This is a genomic window from Moheibacter sediminis (assembly GCF_900176425.1).
GTDB lineage: Bacteria > Bacteroidota > Bacteroidia > Flavobacteriales > Weeksellaceae > Moheibacter > Moheibacter sediminis.
Genome location: NZ_FWXS01000010.1, coordinates 39,962 through 57,528 on the forward strand (window position 1 = coordinate 39,962; position 17,567 = coordinate 57,528).

Annotated in this window: 12 protein-coding genes and 1 riboswitch; of the genes, 8 read left to right on the top strand and 4 right to left on the bottom strand. The window is 36.6% G+C overall.

All coding sequences use genetic code 11. The features are described 5' to 3' along the window. Position 1: 1 nt before the first annotated feature. Entirely contained in the window at positions 2-3,709 is a 3,708-nt protein-coding gene (locus B8977_RS13255) for a phosphoribosylformylglycinamidine synthase (protein ID WP_084018380.1), read from the bottom strand. A gap of 47 nt (positions 3,710-3,756) precedes the next feature. Continuing rightward, a riboswitch (purine riboswitch) is annotated at positions 3,757-3,854 on the bottom strand. A gap of 204 nt (positions 3,855-4,058) precedes the next feature. On the opposite strand from B8977_RS13255, the gene B8977_RS13260 reads away from it, so the two are divergent. From B8977_RS13260 to B8977_RS13270, 3 genes are all read left to right on the top strand, one after another. Further along, a complete protein-coding gene (locus B8977_RS13260) occupies positions 4,059-5,744 on the top strand; it encodes a T9SS type A sorting domain-containing protein (RefSeq protein WP_084018383.1) in 1,686 nt (561 codons plus the stop codon). 24 nt (positions 5,745-5,768) lie between these two features. Continuing rightward, positions 5,769-7,463 carry an SBBP repeat-containing protein gene (locus B8977_RS13265; RefSeq protein WP_084018386.1) on the top strand — a complete coding sequence of 565 codons (1,695 nt, stop codon included), beginning with the start codon at positions 5,769-5,771 and terminating at the stop codon, positions 7,461-7,463. A 62-nt stretch (positions 7,464-7,525) separates the two neighbouring features. After that, a complete protein-coding gene (locus B8977_RS13270) occupies positions 7,526-8,728 on the top strand; it encodes a helix-turn-helix domain-containing protein (protein ID WP_084018389.1) in 1,203 nt (400 codons plus the stop codon). On the opposite strand, the gene purB is transcribed toward B8977_RS13270, so the two are convergent. Beyond that, complete coding sequence (gene purB / locus B8977_RS13275) at positions 8,725-10,155, bottom strand: adenylosuccinate lyase (protein WP_084018392.1); 1,431 nt, start codon at positions 10,153-10,155, stop codon at positions 8,725-8,727. The genes B8977_RS13270 and purB overlap by 4 nt on opposite strands. 154 nt (positions 10,156-10,309) lie before the next feature. On the opposite strand from purB, the gene B8977_RS13280 reads away from it, so the two are divergent. Then, positions 10,310-10,627, top strand: a complete 318-nt coding sequence (locus B8977_RS13280; RefSeq protein WP_084018395.1) for a hypothetical protein — start codon at positions 10,310-10,312, stop codon at positions 10,625-10,627. 80 nt (positions 10,628-10,707) lie between these two features. Here B8977_RS13280 and B8977_RS13285 read toward each other — a convergent pair whose 3' ends face one another. Next, positions 10,708-11,994 (bottom strand): adenylosuccinate synthase, encoded by a 1,287-nt coding sequence (locus B8977_RS13285; protein ID WP_084018399.1) that lies wholly within the window; start codon positions 11,992-11,994, stop codon positions 10,708-10,710. A 179-nt stretch (positions 11,995-12,173) separates the two neighbouring features. Between B8977_RS13285 and B8977_RS13290 the strand changes: the two genes are divergently transcribed. The 3 genes from B8977_RS13290 (at position 12,174) to B8977_RS13300 (ending at position 15,282) form a co-directional block, all read left to right on the top strand. Then, positions 12,174-12,497, top strand: a complete 324-nt coding sequence (locus B8977_RS13290; protein WP_084018402.1) for a hypothetical protein — start codon at positions 12,174-12,176, stop codon at positions 12,495-12,497. A 175-nt stretch (positions 12,498-12,672) separates the two neighbouring features. Next, positions 12,673-14,940 (top strand): penicillin-binding protein 1C, encoded by a 2,268-nt coding sequence (pbpC, locus tag B8977_RS13295; RefSeq protein ID WP_245828562.1) that lies wholly within the window; start codon positions 12,673-12,675, stop codon positions 14,938-14,940. A 21-nt stretch (positions 14,941-14,961) separates the two neighbouring features. After that, positions 14,962-15,282, top strand: coding sequence for a hypothetical protein (locus B8977_RS13300; protein ID WP_084018409.1), 321 nt, complete (start codon positions 14,962-14,964; stop codon positions 15,280-15,282). 3 nt (positions 15,283-15,285) lie between these two features. Here the strand turns inward: B8977_RS13300 and B8977_RS13305 are convergent, their stop codons facing one another. Beyond that, complete coding sequence (locus B8977_RS13305; RefSeq protein ID WP_143736525.1) at positions 15,286-15,747, bottom strand: hypothetical protein; 462 nt, start codon at positions 15,745-15,747, stop codon at positions 15,286-15,288. 172 nt (positions 15,748-15,919) lie between these two features. On the opposite strand from B8977_RS13305, the gene B8977_RS13310 reads away from it, so the two are divergent. Next, positions 15,920-17,554 carry a S8 family serine peptidase gene (locus B8977_RS13310; protein WP_084018414.1) on the top strand — a complete coding sequence of 545 codons (1,635 nt, stop codon included), beginning with the start codon at positions 15,920-15,922 and terminating at the stop codon, positions 17,552-17,554. Positions 17,555-17,567: the final 13 nt, after the last annotated feature.

Genomic DNA, 17,567 nt, shown 5'->3' on the forward strand with positions numbered 1-17,567 from the left:
ATTATAAAAAATATTCTACTCCATTCTTAAATATATTCATCACTTCGATGCCCGGAATGTTCTGGAACAGTCCTTCTTCAAATCTTTCCGGATGCCCCATTCGTCCGAAAATCTTTCCGCAAGGACTTACAATTCCTTCTATTCCTAAAACCGAACCATTTGGATTGTGAGGCATTTCAGAAGCGATTTTCCCTTCTAAATCTATGAATTGCGTTGCAATTTGATTTTGCTCAAATAAAATTTCTAGATTCTTTTCGTCTGCCATGAATCTTCCTTCACCGTGCGAAAACGGAATCCAATATTCCTGTCCAGCCATCCCTTTCAACCAAGGCGAATGGGAATCATTTACTCTTACTTTTGCCAATTGCGTAATGTGTCTTCCGATTTGGTTGAAAGTCAAAGTTGGTGTGTCTTCATCCAATTCTCTGATTTCGCCGTAAGGCAACAATCCTGATTTGATCAATCCCTGAAAGCCATTACAAATTCCCAAAACCAATCCGTCGCGTTCCAATAATTTATGGACGCTTTCTTTGATTCTCTCGTTTCGCAAAACGGTCGCAATAAATTTTCCTGAACCGTCCGGCTCGTCTGCAGCGGAAAATCCACCCGGAAGAAACAAAATTTGAGAATTGTCAATCGCTTTTGAATAAGCAACCACCGTTTCTTCAATATCTTTTTCTGAAAGGTTTTTGAAAACAATTATTTCTGTTTCGGCGCCTTCTTTTCGGAATGCTTTCGCACTGTCGTATTCAGAATTCGTTCCCGGAAATGATGGGATGAATACCTTTGGTTTCGAATTTCGAAATTCGAGGTTCGAAATTCGTTTTTCAGATTTTGAATTATTTATTAATTCTTTGCCAGCTTCGAGCTTCGAGCTTTGAGCTTCGTATGGGAATAATTCAGCAAAGGTACTTTTCCAGGCGGATTTTGTTTCTTCCATTGAAATTTGAATTCCATTGAAATTAAATTCTTTCGATGAATTTGTATTTCCTAATAAATAGTAATTGGACTGAATTTCAGTTGGAATATTTAATTCTTCTGAATGTTCAACAACAATTGCAGCCGGATAATATTTCATCAAATCCAAATTAGAATTGACTTCAAATCCGATTTCATTTCCAAAAGCCATTAACGCTAAAGTTTCTGCAATTCCTCCTGATTTCACCGTCATGGCAGAATTGATGATGGAATTATTTGAATGAATGGTTTCAAAAATTTGTTTCAGATTTAATTCATCAAACAAATAATCATCCTTTAATTCAGGAATGAAAACCGAAATTTTTGAATTTGTTTTCTGGAAAGTTGATGAATTAATTCTATCAGATTTATTCGGAGCGACCGCGAAAGAAATCAAAGTCGGTGGAACGTCAATTTCTTGATAGCTTCCACTCATGCTGTCTTTTCCTCCAATTGCAGGGATGCTCAATTGTTTTTGAGCTTCAATCGAACCGAGCAAAGCAGCAAAAGGTTTTCCCCAGCGCTCTGCTTCGTCGCGTAGTTTTTCAAAATATTCTTGCAAAGTCAATCGGATTTCTTTGAAATCTCCGCCTCCTGCAACAATTTTCGCAACGCTATCCATCACCGCGAAATAAGCGCCATGATAAGGCGACCAATAACTTAATTGTGGATTGAATCCAAAGCTCGCCATCGAAACAGCATTTGTAAATCCGTCCGTTGGGAATTTCTGAACGCTGATGTCTTCAGGTGTACTTTGTGTTTTTCCGCCAAAAGCATTCAAAACCGTGCTTCTTCCTACATTGTTGTCGAACATTTCCACCATTCCTTTTTGGGAAGTGTGATTTAATTCTTTCAATAATTGAATGAAATTTTCTTTTGAAAATTCTTTGGACTCAAACGGATTTAATTTTTCTCCATTTTGAATTGTGGCTTGCGCTTGTTTGCGAACGCCATTTGTATCAAGAAATTTTCTGTCCAACTCGACAATTTTATTTCCTTTCCACCACATGATCATGGTTTCGTCATCGGTTACATTAGCAACAATAGTTGCTTCTAAGTTTTCAATTGCTGCAAACTCAATGAATTTTTCCGCATCTTTTGATTCTACCACGACTGCCATTCTTTCCTGAGATTCAGAGAGAGCGAGTTCCGTACCGTTGAGACCGGTATATTTGAGTGGTAGTGTGTCCAAGTTAATATTTACGCCTCTTGCAATTTCCCCAATGGCTACCGAAACTCCCCCTGCACCGAAATCATTGCACTTTTTGATGAGTGCCAAAACTTCTTTATTTCTAAACAATCGCTGAATTTTTCGTTCCACGATTGCATTTCCTTTTTGTACTTCTGAACTTAATTCTTCCAGTTTTTGTCCATCATGTGTTTTAGACGAACCCGTTGCACCACCGACTCCGTCGCGTCCTGTGCGACCGCCTAAAACGATTACTTTGTCGCCGCCGGTGGGTTCTTCACGGCGTACCCAATCTTTTTTCACAGCTCCTGCAACGAAACCGACTTCCATGCGTTTGGCTTTGTAGCCCTCGTCGTAAATTTCTTTGACGTAAGTTGTAGCCAAACCGATTTGGTTTCCGTAAGAACTGTATCCGTTTGCAGCTTCTTTGGTAATTTTTCGCTGGGGTAATTTTCCCGGAAGTGTATCTTCGATTTTTTCCAAAGGATTTGCCGAACCTGTCACGCGCATCGCTTGGAAAACATAAGCACGACCGGACAAAGGATCACGAATCGCACCACCCACACAAGTCGAAGCACCTCCAAATGGTTCCACTTCGGTTGGGTGGTTGTGTGTTTCGTTTTTGAATTGTAGAAGCCATTCTTCTTCAACCCCATCCACATCAATCGGGACAACTATGGAACACGCATTGATTTCTTCAGAAATGTCAATGTTGTTTACTTTCCCGGTTTTGCTTAAATATTTTCCCATGATGGTCGCGAGATCCATCATTCGGATTGGTTTTGTGATGTTTAATTCTTCTCTTAATTTTAAATAATAATTAAAAGTATTTTGTAAAGTTTCTTTGAATTGATTTTCGAATTTGATGTGGGTGATTTCCGTTTCGAAAGTGGTGTGGCGACAATGGTCAGACCAATAAGTGTCTAAAACTTTCAATTCAGTTTCGGTTGGGTTTCGTTGGATGGATTGAAAATGATTTTGAATGAATTCTAAATCGTCCATTCCCATCGAGAATCCGAATTCTTTATGTAAATTTTCTAATTGGTTTGAATCAAAATTTAAAAATCCATCAATCGTTTTAACAGGTTTAATTTCAGTTGATTCGCTTAAAATTAATTCATTCAAATTTTTCTCACGCGCTTCAATCGGGTTGATGAGATATTTTTTTACTTTATCTAAATCCGATTCTGAAATTCCTTCGAAAACATACAAATATCCTGATTTTACCTTTGCTTCACGCACGCCAACTAATTGCAAACATTGGTCAGCAGAATCTGCACGTTGGTCGTATTGACCGGGAAGAGGCTCAGTTGCGAAGTTCGAAGTTCGAGTTTCGAAGTTCGCTAAAATTTCTTCGAAATTTTGGTGAACAATATCCGTTACAGGGTCTGCAAAAACCTGAAAAAGAGTTTCTTCTAATTGATTTTCAGTGATTTCAAAAAGGTCGTAAATGACAAAAACCTTGCACGAAATTCCGCTGACAAGGTTTTGTAATTCTTTCGTGACTTTCTGGGAGTGAATGTCAAATTGAGATTTTTTTTGAATAAAAATTCGTTTATTCATATATAATTTATAGTTCAAAGTTAACTACGAATGAAGCAAACGAAATAAATTCCGAATACTTCACTTGTAGAGGAAAATTAACGGTTTTCCGTAGAAACGCCCGGCCATATTCCGGGTTTATACAAATGAAATAATTGGTTTAACACAATAAGTGGCAAATTTACGATTATTAATTATTTTTTTCAATGGTTTTATCTTAATTATTTGATAATCTTTTTGTCATGTGAAAATCATATGTCAAATCAGGAAAATAAATATAAAAATGACTCATAAATAGGTCTCAAATCTTCCGTTAAGTCTTTTGTAAGTTAGATTATTGCTTCATTTGCTTCAAATTAAAATTATTTAAATGAAAAAAATATTCTATGTTCTTTTAATGTTTTCAGGTTTTTTAAATGCTCAGAATTTTGTCTGGGCGGAAAGGATTGGCGGAGAAGGTGAAGACGTCACGAGATCGATGTCGGTTGATGGTGAAGGCAATACTTACGTCACCGGATATTTTACTGATACTTCTTATTTTGGTTCGGGATCTCATGAAGCTGAAGTTATTTCTAATGGTTCGTTCGATGTTTTTGTCTCCAAAACATCGCCTGATGGAGAATTACTTTGGGTCAAAACTTTTGGTTCAGATCTAGAGGATTATGGAACAGGAATTAATGCTGATGCAGAGGGTGTTTATGTAACAGGAGTTTATCAGAATACGGTTGATTTTAACCCTGAAGGAGAATCTTCAGCGCTTACATCTACAGGGTATTTGGATATCTTCATGTTAAAATTAGACGTTGATGGGAATTTTCAATGGGTAAAAAGTATCGGTAACACAGGATATGAGGAATCTACTGCTATAGATGTTGATGCCGATGGTAATGTTTATGTTGGAGGATATTTTTATGGTATTATGGATTTTGATCCCTCAGAAGCCGAATTTGAAATGGAGCCAGTTAGTATCGGAGATGGATTTATTTTAAAATTAAATAATGAAGGAAATTTTCAGTGGGCAAAACAAATAGCCGGAGGGTTTTCACTTCTTTTAGCAATGGAAGTTTTGGATGACGGACAAATTTATGCCGTAGGAAATTTCCAGCAGAGCTGTGATTTTGATCCTAATCCCGAATCGGAACATATCGTAACTGCAGGTCAGGGAAGCATGGATATATTTGTTTTGCGCCTCGATAATATGGGGGATTTTATCAATGTAGCCACAACAAAAGGAGATAACGGAATCTCGACAACCGTTGATGTGGCAGTTGACAATGAGGGAAATGCATATGTAACTGGCTATTTTGGCGGAATCATAGACTTTGCTCCCAACATGGAACACGGAGGAGAACACACATATTCTACCAACGAATTTCTAAATTGCTACGTATTTAAAACCACACAAAATGGAGAATTTGGATGGGTAAAACACATCACAGCCATAGATGCAGAAGGTACTTCGAATGGATATGGAGTTGCAGTTAATTCATCAGGAGAAAGTTTCCTTTCAGGCTATTTTTCTAATACAGTTAGTTTTGGAGATACAGCATTGTCACAACAAAGTAATGAAGCAATGGATGCATTCATAGCAAAATTGGATTCTGCAGGAAATTTTGTTTACGCACGAGCGATAGGAGGAGCTAATTTTGTAGAAGAACATGGTGTGAGATTAGACAATTCAGGAAATATTTATATCGTTGGAACTTTTGAAAATACAGTAGATGTAGACCCAAACCCAAATCAAACGCATGAATTTGTATCAAGAGGCTTCCGCGATACTTATATTTTGAAATATGCTGATAGTGAATTGGGTTTGAATGAAATGATTGCTCAAAACGAAATCCAGATTTACCCAAATCCTTCCAACGGAACATTTTTCATCAACAGTAAAAATGCTCTAAATGGAAAACAATTTAAAATTTATGACCTGACAGGGAAATTAATTTCTTCAGGTTTAATTAATCAAAAGCAAGAATTAAATTTAAGTAATTTGAATCAGGGAATTTATATCTTGAAAATAGATAACAAATTCAGTTTCAAAATCATCAAAAAATAATTTCAATCAAATTTTAATTCAAACATGAAAAAATATTTTATTTTTCCAATCTTTTGGATTTTTTCGTATTACGCTTCTGCCCAAACTTTTGAATGGGGTAAAACATTTGGAGGCGAAAGCGATGATGTTGTCAGAAATATGATTGCAGATGATGCTGGTAATAGTTTCACCACAGGATATTTCTCTCACACAGCACATTTTGGAGAAGGCTCAAATCAGGTTTCTGTATCTTCCAATGGACTTTCTGATATATTTTTATCAAAAATAAATCCTCAGGGAGAAGTTGTATGGGTAAAAAGTTTTGGCGGGCTTGATAATGATTATGCAAATGGTATTTCTTTAGATAATGATGGCAACATTTATCTTACAGGAGCATTTCAACAAACGGTTAATTTCAATCCTGGCGGAAATGGAGGCTTACTTGTTTCCAATGGATTTCATGATATGTTTATTCTGAAATTGGATCCTGAAGGGAATTTTATTTGGGTGAAATCTATAGGAAGCCCTGATTATGAAGAATCAATTTCAATCTCAGCAGATATTTCAGGAAATGTTTACTTGACTGGATATTATTTTTCAGCAATTGATTTTGATCCTTCGGACGGTGAATTTATAATGAATTCGTCCGGGAATGGAGACGCTTTTATTTTGAAATTAAATCCAAACGGTGAATTTCAATGGGCGAAAAAAATCGGAGGAGAAGGTTCTGCTTATGGAAAATCTGTAAAAACACTTGAAAATGGAAATATTTTGGCGTTGGGTGAATTTTCAGGAAACTGTGACTTGAATCCAAATGCTGAAGAATTAATTATAAACTCAGCTGGAAAAGATATTTATCTTGTTCAATTAGACGAATCCGGAAATTTTCTTGACGCTTATCACTCATCTTCTTCATTGCCTGAAGAACCCGGCAATGCTGAAACTACAAGACTCGATATTGATTCTGATGGGAATATCTATGTCATAGGAAGTATTTTCGGAAAAGTTAATTTTGATCCGGAAAATAATCAGGAGCTGTTTACGATTTCTCCAGAGAGCTTTTTCTACAATGGTTTTGTTCTCAAATTAAGCAGTGAGGGAATTCCACAATGGGTAAAAAAAGTAGGTGGAAGCAGCATGGTCTTTATATACGATGTAGCAGTTTTCGAAGACAAGACCTATTTTACAGGGTATTTCAATGCAGATGCAATTTTTGACGGAATCTCCATCAATCAGCAGAGTGACAATTTCATGGATGCATTTGTGGCTGAAATTGATTCAGATGGTCAGTTTATTTCAGCATATCCTTTCGGAGGCTCGGGTGGTCCTGATGGGCATGACGTTGAAGTTGATGCTCTAGGAAATATTTACTTAGCTTCTTCATTTCACCAGACAGTTGACATCGATCCACTTGAAGGTGAATTCAATGTTACAGTTTTAGGAGAAGATGGTTACCGCGATATTTATATCATAAAATTAAATCCTGAAAACTTAAGTGTAAATGAATTAGAAACTGGAGATAAATTAATTATCTATCCTAATCCTGCTGCTGATGTTATTTATTTGAAAGGAAATAACAATATTATAAATAAAGGATATACAATATACAATTTGGCCGGACAGAAATTGAAAAATGGTACAGTAGAATCTTCTGAAAAAATAGATTTAACTAATTTAAATTCAGGTATGTATATTTTAAAATTAAATAACGGGCAATCCTTTAAAATCATAAAAAAATAACTGTTTCCTACATTCCGGTGATTAAAACTTGTGAGAAATCATTTTCCTTCCTAATTTTCGATGTGGAAAATTGGAAAATATTTATCGACTTCGTTTTGATTGCCGGAATGTCTTTGTTAGGGCTATTTGTCGTTTTTTTGATCAAATCAAAAATCAATTTTTCTCAGAAATTACTCATTATATTTTTTGCCAATGCATTCTTTTTTCTTCTTTATTATTACGCATTTCTTCATAAAATAAGTTTTTTAGCGGGTGTAGCGATTTTGTTTGGCCACGGGATGGGTTTTTTGTTAGGACCTGTTTTATATTACCAACTCAAATCTTTGGTTCTACCAAAATCTCAAATAGTAAAACCACTTTTGCTGAGTCTCATTCCATTTTTTTTATTGAAATTATTTATTTCGTTTCCATTGTCTATAGCCGTTGCATGGAATACTTTCGAGACATTTCACAATTACTATGTTGAAGCAGACATCTATATCAATCAAACAGAAAATCTCTATTTCATCATTTACTTAGTGATGAGTTTGAATTTTCTAAAGAAATTCAACAAATTATTTGAAGAATCTTATTCAACCATCGGTCAAAATAATCTCAATTGGTACAAATACCTGATTTATGGATTTATTTTTATAATTATCATAGATGTACTTTGTACCGTTTACGAACTGTTTTACCCGATGATTCCCTGGAACATAGGGACTTTGGTTGCTTTTGGTTTGATAGGAATGTTTGTTTATTTGGGATACAAGGGAATGTTTCAGTCAAAAATATTAATGCCAGAATTTTTATTGGAAAAATTATCAGATTCCTCTGTTTCTCCTCATTCAAGCGAAATTGTGGAACAGCAGATAGATTCGTCAGATTTTAAATCTAATAAACCAACTGATAGTTTCTCTCCTGAAGAAGTAGATGAATTAAAAATGAAACTCAAAGAATTGCTGGAAGACCAAAAACTTTATCGGGACGAATCATTGAACTTGACAGAATTAGCAGACAAAATGGGCATATCCAATAAAAGGCTTTCCGAACTTTTAAATCAATATTTGAATATTAGTTTTTATAATTTGATCAATGATTACCGCATTGAAGAAGTAAAGGAAAGAATCAAATCAGAAGAAGCCGAAAAATATACGCTCCTGTCAATTGCATTCGACAGCGGATTTCAATCCAAAGCAAGCTTCAACAGAATATTCAAGCAAAAAACAGGATTTTCTCCTTCCGAATACAGAAAGAGAAATGAATCCTCAAAAGTTTTATATTAAACTTTCAAATCCGTTTCCAAACCAATTAAATCTTTGTTTTCATCTAAAATCGGCTGCACATGTTCTGCTAAAAATTCTTCAGTCTGAATCGGTGCAAATCCGATGAAATTTTTCGGGTCTAAAACCTGTTGCAGTTTTTCTTTGTCTATGTTAAATCTTTCATCCGCCAAAATTCTTTCTACCAAATCATTTGACAAACCTTCCATTTTTACTTGTCGCGCCGCTTCCATGCTGTGTTCACGAATCAATTCATGCAATTCCTGACGGTCACCCCCATTTTTCACACCTTCCATGATGATATATTCCGTTGCCATGAACGGCAATTCTTCATTGATTCTTTTTTCGATGATTTTGGGATAAACCACCAACCCGTCTAAAACATTATTCCAAATAATCAAAATCGCATCAATCGCCAAAAATGCCTGAGGAACACTCAATCTTTTGTTGGCAGAATCGTCCAAAGTTCGTTCGAACCATTGTGTAGAAGCTACCATCGCCGGACTGCTCGCCAAAGAAATAACGAATTTCGCCAAAGCAGCAATACGTTCACTTCGCATCGGATTTCTTTTGTAAGCCATGGCAGAAGAGCCGATTTGAGATTTTTCAAAAGGTTCTTCGATTTCTTTTAAATTCTGAAGCAAACGGATATCGTTCGTAAATTTATGTGCTGATTGAGCGATGTTGGACAAAGTTGCCAAAACTTCTGCATCTACTTTTCTATCGTAAGTTTGACCTGTAACACCAAATACTTTTTTGAATCCGAATTCTTCTGACAATCTTTTGTCTAAGGCTTTCACTTTTTCATAATCGCCGTCAAACAATTCTTTGAAACTCGCTGCAGTTCCCGTCGTTCCTTTCACACCACGAAAACGCAAAGTTTCAATTCTGAATTCTAATTCTTCCAGATCCAACAAAACCGATTGCAACCACAAAGTTGCTCTTTTCCCAACGGTTGTCAATTGTGCTGGCTGGAAATGTGTAAAACCTAAAGTTGGTAAGTCTTTGTATTCCAACGCGAAATCATTCAAACCTTTGATTACATTGACTAATTTTTTCTTGACAATTAACAATCCTTCACGGATTTGTATCAAGTCTGTATTGTCACCGACAAAAGCTGAAGTTGCACCCAAATGAATGATTGCTTTTGCTTTCGGAGCCACATCGCCTAATGTATGTACATGTGCCATCACATCATGACGAAATTGTTTTTCATATTTCGCCGCTACTTCATAATCAATGTTGTAAATATTGTCACGGATTTCCTGCAATTGTTCTTCAGAGATGTCCAGCCCCAAATCCTTTTCGATTTCAGCGAGAGAAAGCCAAAGTTTTCTCCAGGTTGAAAATTTCATGTCAGGAGAAAAATTGTATAACATTTCGTCGCTGCTGTATCTTGATTCGAGCGGATTCTGGTATTTGTTGTTCATCTTATTGTGTGTTGAATTGAGAGGCAAAAATAGCACTTAAATTCAATTTATAAATGATTTAGAATGCTTTAAAATTGAAACATTTAAACAAGTTATCTGAAATTTTGGCACTAATTATGAAGTTATAAAACCGAACAAATTAAATACTAAAATCATGAAACAGAGAAAACAATATCATTACGCAACCACAGAAAGAGCTTTGGAAGAGCTCAAAGAAAAAGGTTTTGAAAAAGATTTTAATGCAGATAGGGAAATGATTGTAAATGAGCCGGATGCATTTCAGATTACACACATTTACCGATATGAAGGAATGAGCAATCCTGATGATGAATCAACGGTTTACGGAATTGAGCATATCAGCGGTGAGAAAGGCGTTTTCGTAGCAGGGAATTTGAGTTTTGACGAAGATGATGCTGCGCGCGTTCTTTTGGATTTAGAAATTAAAGGTAGGAAGGAGGAATTAGAGGATTAGGATTCTACTAAATATAAAGAATAAAAAAGTCTCGGAATTACATTAATTCCGAGACTTTCATTTTATGTTTGATTATTTTTTTAAAACAATTCCTTTCTGATAATATTCTGCGACCTGTCCGGACCAACTGAAACCAAATAAACTTCGATGCCTAAATATTCTTCGATGAAATGGATGTAATCCTGCGCTTTTTGCGGCAATTCATTGAATAAATTGATTCCACAGATGTCTTCATTCCATCCGTCCAATTCTTCGTAAACAGGTTTGTATTGTTCCAATTTCGTAGTAGAAGCAGTGAAATTCTTTTTGATTTCGCCGTCTTCGGTTTGATAAGCAGTACAAACTTTAATTTTTTCAAATCCACTCAAAACATCCAATTTGGTAATAACCAAATGCGTAATCCCGTTGATGCGGCAAGCATGACGAAGCGCAACTAAATCAATCCATCCGCATCTTCTCGGACGACCTGTGGAAGCACCAAATTCATGACCGATTTTACGGATGTGTTCACCGATTTCATTGTCCAGTTCCGTTGGGAAGGGTCCGTTTCCGACACGTGTACAATAAGCCTTTGAAACCCCAATCAAATTCTGCAATTTAGTTGGCGCAACACCCGCACCCACACAAACGCCTCCGGTTGATGGAGATGAAGAGGTCACATAAGGATAAGTTCCGTAGTCGATATCAAGCATCAAAGCCTGAGCTCCTTCAAATAAAACTGTTTTGTTGGCATCGATGGCATCGTTTACTTCCACAACTGCGTCGATTATTCTGTGTTTGATCTGTTCGCCGTAGGCTAAATATTGCGTATAAATTTCTTCAAAATCCAATGCCGGTTTGTCAAATAATTTTTCAAACAAAGTATTTTTGATCTTGAGATTGATTTCTAATTTTTCTTTTAAAACTTCAGGATTTAACAAATCAATCGCACGAATCCCAACGCGTGCCACTTTGTCTTCGTAACAAGGACCGATTCCTCTCTTGGTAGTGCCGATAGAATCCTTTCCGGCAGCTTCTTCGCGATAGGTATCCAGCAAAACATGGTAAGGCATGATGATGTGTGCACGGCGGTCGATGAAAATATGCTCAGTCGTGATGCCGCGGCTTTCCAGCGAAGCTACTTCATCTAAAAAACTTTGTGGATAAACTACTACGCCACTGCCGATGATACATTTCCCTTGTGATTGTAAAACCCCGGAAGGCAATAAATGCAGTACAAATTTATCTTCGCCCACATAAACGGTGTGACCGGCATTATGACCGCCTTGGTAGCGGACTACGTAATCGGATTTAGCTGATAAAACATCGGTGATTTTTCCTTTTCCTTCGTCTCCAAATTGAAGACCTACTACCACGTACGTTGACATTGAATTGTGTTTTTTTGAAGTTCAGGCAAATTTAATAGAATGAACCCGTTGTGACAAATAAAGAAGTCAACAATTCAAAGAAGTTATTAAAATTAATCAGTTTTAGTCTCAATCTAAATTAAACCTGATGATTGTCAGTTTTTAAATCTATCCTTAACTTTCATCAAAATCCAAAAAATATGTCAGAAATTCTTAAAACATTCGGTTTCATTTTGGTAGTATTATTTATAGTAAGTTGTGCCACCAAAGTAGCCAATACCATCGCACACACAGACCCTGTTCCGAGTAAATCAGAAGTGCTTGATGCTTTTTCATCCGAGCAGTTGGCGCAAGGTCAAGCTTATTTTGAAGAAAGTTGTACAAGATGTCATAAATTGTTTGAGCCGTCATCCCGTGATGCTGAAAAATGGAACAATGTCCTCAAAAGAATGTTACCAAAAACAGAATTGACGCAGGAAGAAAGCCGATTGGTTCGCGCTTATCTGATAGCAAATTCTAAATAATTTTCCATTGTCATTCCGAGGTATGATGAATTTAATGTGCATGCAGCTTCTTCTTTTGTCAGAATAACACTTCTTTCTTCAAATTTGAATTAAATTCGAAGAAAATTATTGCTTCGTGTTTCGCAGACTGAAAAGTTTTATCAAAAAATACAAAATACCAATTGGAATTATCTTCGTGATATTTCTCATTTGGTATTTATTTTTTTCATTGCCTCGACCACTTTTTAAGCAAGATACTTCCACGATTTTATACAGTGAAGACAACCGGCTTTTGGGTGCAACGATTTCCAAGGATGAGCAATGGCGTTTTCCGGTCAGCGATTCGGTTCCGAAACGATTTGAAGTTTGCATTACACAGTTTGAAGATGCTTATTTCCGTAAACACCCTGGCGTAAATCCTGTTTCTCTTTTTCGTGCTTTTAGGCAGAATTCTTCTTCAGGCTCGGTAAAAAGTGGCGGGAGTACGATTACGATGCAGACCATTCGCCTTGCTAAACAAAACCCCAAACGAACTTATTGGCAGAAATTTGTGGAAATCATTCAGGCAACAAGATTGGAACTGACTTATTCCAAAAATGAAATCCTAAATTATTACGCTTCTTATGCGCCATTTGGCGGAAATGTTGTCGGTCTTGATGCGGCGGCTTGGCGTTATTATGCGAAACCTGCACACCAGCTTTCTTGGGGTGAATGTGCAACCTTGGCAGTTTTACCCAATGCACCTTCGTTGATTTTTCCGGGAAAAAACCATGAATTGTTATTGAGCAAAAGAAACAGATTGCTAAAGAAATTATTGGAAGAAAAAATACTTTCAGAGGACGATTATATGCTTGCGCTTTCCGAGCCTTTACCGTTAAAGCCTAATTCACTACCTGAAATCGCTCCTCATCTTTTGCATACTTCTTCGAAAATTCACAAAGGAAAAAGATTGCATTCCACCATTGATTCCAATTTGCAGGAGCAAGTGAATCTAATCGTAGAAAATCACAAACGAAATTTGTCTGCCAGCGAAATTCACAACATTGCAGTTTTGGTTGTAGAAGTGGAAACCGGAAATGTGAAAGCCTATGTCGGAAACACCAAAGATGAAAATTACAGTTATTCCAATCAGGTCGATATCATTCAATCCAAACGAAGTTCAGGCAGTATTTTGAAACCGTTTTTATATGCTTCGATGTTGCAGGACGGACAGCTTTTGCCCAAAATGTTGTTGAACGATACGCCGATTGACATCACCGAAAATTATGATAAAAACTATTCAGGCGCGGTTCCCGCAGATGAAGCTTTGGCAAAATCGCTCAACATTCCTGCGGTGCATATGCTTGAAAAATATTCAGTAGCTAAATTCCATCATCGTCTCAAGCAATTTGGATTTACAACATTTAATAAAACACCCAAGCATTATGGTTTGTCTTTGATTGTCGGGGGCGGCGAAGTGAAAGTTTGGGAACTTGCGGAAGCCTATCGAAACATGGCTTATGCATTGGTGCATGATGATGGGAAATCATTTTCACAAGAAATTCAGTTCATGCAAAATGAAAATCCAAAAAAACAAAAATATCCAATAAGTCCGCAAGCAGCCTTTCTTACTTTAGACGCATTGCAAAATGTGGTTCGACCTGATTCCGAAGCAGGCTGGCAGGTTTATTCGTCCAAAAGAATCGCTTGGAAAACAGGAACCAGTCATGGATTCAAAGATGCTTGGTCGGTCGGCGTAACGCCTGAATATGCAGTTGCGATTTGGGTTGGGAATGCAGATGGAGAAGGGCGTCCCGGAATCATCGGCGTAAAAGCGGCCGCGCCTGTTATGTTTGATGTGTTCCATAGATTGGATTTGAAAAAACGTTTTCGTCAGCCGAAAGATGGCTGGACAGAAGTAAAAACTTGCAAGGAAAGTGGCTATTTGCTCAGTCCGAATTGTTCGCATTATATCAAACAAATCGTTCCAAAATCGGGGAACAATGCTGAAGTTTGTCCGTATCATAAAAAAATTAATTTAGACAAAACCGGAAATTTCAGGGTCGATAACGAATGTTATCCTGTTGATGAAATGCTGAGTAAAAGTTGGTTTGTGCTGCCAGCGATTCAGGAATATTATTACGCCAAAGGACATCCTTATTATCAATCCTTACCACCTTATCTCTCTAATTGCAATGCGGCTTTGAATGAAAAACCTTTTGATTTCATCTATCCGAAAAACTTTATCCGAATATTTTTACCGGTAGATTTTTCGGGTGAACAGCAAGCCGTTGTTTTTGAAATCGCCCATTCCAAACCCGAGAGCAAGCTATTTTGGCATTTGGATGGGAAATTCATCGGCACCACACAATCCATCCATAAAATGCCGTTGCTGCCCGAACCCGGAAAACACAAAATAGTCGTCAGTGATGAACTAGGAAACAGGATCGAGAAAGGGTTTACGATTGTGGAAGGGAAGGAGTAAATTAATAATTATAAGAAATAAATGATGAATGTAGAAATTGAAATTTTTAATTATAAAGGAGAGGAAGATAGATATGATGAAAACTTAGATGTTTTTGTTACTTATCAAAATAAAAAATATGTCGGTTCTTTTTTTACTTATAAGAATATTGAATCCTTAATTGCTAAAAATAAAGAGTGGGGAGAGCTTTTAAATGGAAGATATTTTTGGGCAAGCGATATGATTTTAGTTGAAGAAATCACACCTGAGTTAATACGTAAAGTTATAGTGGAAATGATTAATGATGAAAGTTTTTTCAAAGCATTTTCCTATATTCCAGATGATGAATTATTGGATGATTGAGAATTACATTTTTCTACGCTCCTCAATTCTTTCTTTGAAAACTGTATTGTTTTCGATGGCTTCGATAAATTTTTCATCTGAACTCGATATTGTCAAAAACTCAAAATCGCAGAAATAAGTATGCTTTAAACCATTTCGAAGTAAAATTTGTTCAAGTTTATTTGGAGGTAAATATTCAAGAGAAAGCTTGTCAGGAACAACTTTGTCAAACTGATAAATTCTTAAATGATAAGAATTGAACACCAGAATTTTCTCCAAACCATTTAAATCCGTCAAAATATCAAATTCCATATTTCTGACATTTAGATTTTCATAAAATTCCCCATTCTTCATTTTAACGTCCGTTTTCCACCACGCAATGGCTTCATTGGGCATAAATTTATGAATGAATATATGATCGAATTTTTTATCAATCAATGACCAAATTTCCTCGTGCGAGTTTATATCAAAAACAATTTGTTTCATTTTGTTTTTTGTGGGGTATTCAGTTTTGAATTGTCTTTCACAAATATAGCCCAAACTCATAACTTAAACCCAACAAATACCCAACACAAAAACACTGTTTGTAACGAAACCATTATATTTGTCACCAATCATTAAATAAATAATATTCTTCAGATTTAAATTGATATAAAAAATGAAAAAAATAATCCTTAGCCTTTCGCTGGCTTTTACTTTCGCGACAGCATTTGCACAAGACAAAGCTGAATTAGAAAAACAAAATTGGTTTCATCAAGATTTTCAACAAACAGGTGTTTACGGTATTGGTACTGATGCTGCCATTGAATTTCTGAAATCTAAAAACCTAAAACCAACGACTGTTGTGGTAGGTGTTTTGGATAGTGGAATCGAAATAGATCATGAAGATTTGAAAGCCAATATTTGGGTAAACTCTAAAGAAAAAGCCGGAAATGGAAAAGATGACGACAAAAACGGATTCATCGACGATATAAACGGTTGGGATTTTTGTGCTGATGACAAAGGAGTGGATTACAATGAGGATTCTTATGAAGCAACGCGTGTTGTGGTGAAATACACACCGTTATTTAATTCAGGAAATAAAAAAGCGGATTCTGCCAACATGGTAAAAATGCCGAATGAATACCAGACCTATTTGAAAGCAAGAAAAGTTTGGTCTGAAAAATACTATGCTGCAAAAAATAGTGTGGGACAAGTAGAGCAGGAGCGTACCCAGGTTTTAGCATTTTTGAATGAATTACAAGCTTACGCAAAAGAAACAAAACTGACTGCTGAAAATGTTGCTAAATTATCCACTGCAACAGATGCTGATAAAGAAGCCAATGAAAAAATCAATTTCATCATCGCCAACAATCCTGAATTTGTAGGATTGAGCCTGACAGAGATCATCACAAAAGCAAATGAAGAATTTGATGAAAGCATCAAAAAATTTGACGGTGATGCAAAATATGCTTACAACATTTCTTATGATCCGACGAACGGAAGAACAAGTTCTGCAAAAATCGGTTACGGAAACAATGAAGTAGAAGGACCTGATGCATTTCACGGTTCTCACGTTGGCGGGATCATCGGTGCTGTGAGAAACAACGGAAAAGGAATGAACGGTGTTGCCGGAGATGTGGTGAAATTGATGTCGGTACGCATGGTGCCGGACGGAGATGAGCGCGATATGGACGTTGCAAACGGAATCAGATATGCAGTTGATAATGGAGCGAAAGTTTTGAATATGAGCTTTGGAAAAGCATTTTCTCCTGAAAAAGAATTGGTTTATGAAGCCATCAGATATGCGGACAGCAAAGGTGTTTTGATGTTCCATGCAGCAGGAAATGATAACAAAGATTTGGATTACAACACCAATTATCCAAGTAATTTCAAAGACAACGAAATGACTTCAATTGCTAAAAACTGGATTACAGTTGGGGCAAGTACACGTTACAACGAAACTTTGAAGGCATCTTTTTCAAATTTCGGAACGGTAAAAGTTGATATTTTCGCACCGGGAACTGAAATTTATTCGACCATTCCTGATCAAAAATACAGATATGCGCAGGGAACTTCCATGGCTTCGCCGGTTGCGGCTGGAGCAGCGGCGTTGATTTGGGCTTATTTTCCGCACATGACTTCGCAACAAGTAAAAGAAGTTTTGTTTGAAACTGTAAACAAATCAGATGCAATTGTGAAAACAGGAAGCGAAGGCGACGAACGTAAATTCAGCGACCTTTCGGTTACAGGTGGCGTAATTGACGTAAACAAAGCGGTTCGTTTGGCTTACGAGCGTTATGGTAAAAAATAATTAAATTTCAAGT

Excerpts from the sequence above, each read along its gene's own strand:
- B8977_RS13265 (WP_084018386.1), top strand. The coding sequence starts at position 5,769 with ATGAAAAAATATTTTATTTTTCCAATCTTTTGGATTTTTTCGTATTAC.
- B8977_RS13255 (WP_084018380.1), bottom strand. The coding sequence starts at position 3,709 with ATGAATAAACGAATTTTTATTCAAAAAAAATCTCAATTTGACATTCAC.
- B8977_RS13305 (WP_143736525.1), bottom strand. The coding sequence starts at position 15,747 with ATGAAACAAATTGTTTTTGATATAAACTCGCACGAGGAAATTTGGTCA.
- B8977_RS13260 (WP_084018383.1), top strand. The coding sequence starts at position 4,059 with ATGAAAAAAATATTCTATGTTCTTTTAATGTTTTCAGGTTTTTTAAAT.
- B8977_RS13285 (WP_084018399.1), bottom strand. The coding sequence starts at position 11,994 with ATGTCAACGTACGTGGTAGTAGGTCTTCAATTTGGAGACGAAGGAAAA.
- B8977_RS13290 (WP_084018402.1), top strand. The coding sequence starts at position 12,174 with ATGTCAGAAATTCTTAAAACATTCGGTTTCATTTTGGTAGTATTATTT.
- purB (WP_084018392.1), bottom strand. The coding sequence starts at position 10,155 with ATGAACAACAAATACCAGAATCCGCTCGAATCAAGATACAGCAGCGAC.
- B8977_RS13280 (WP_084018395.1), top strand. The coding sequence starts at position 10,310 with ATGAAACAGAGAAAACAATATCATTACGCAACCACAGAAAGAGCTTTG.
- B8977_RS13300 (WP_084018409.1), top strand. The coding sequence starts at position 14,962 with ATGATGAATGTAGAAATTGAAATTTTTAATTATAAAGGAGAGGAAGAT.
- B8977_RS13310 (WP_084018414.1), top strand. The coding sequence starts at position 15,920 with ATGAAAAAAATAATCCTTAGCCTTTCGCTGGCTTTTACTTTCGCGACA.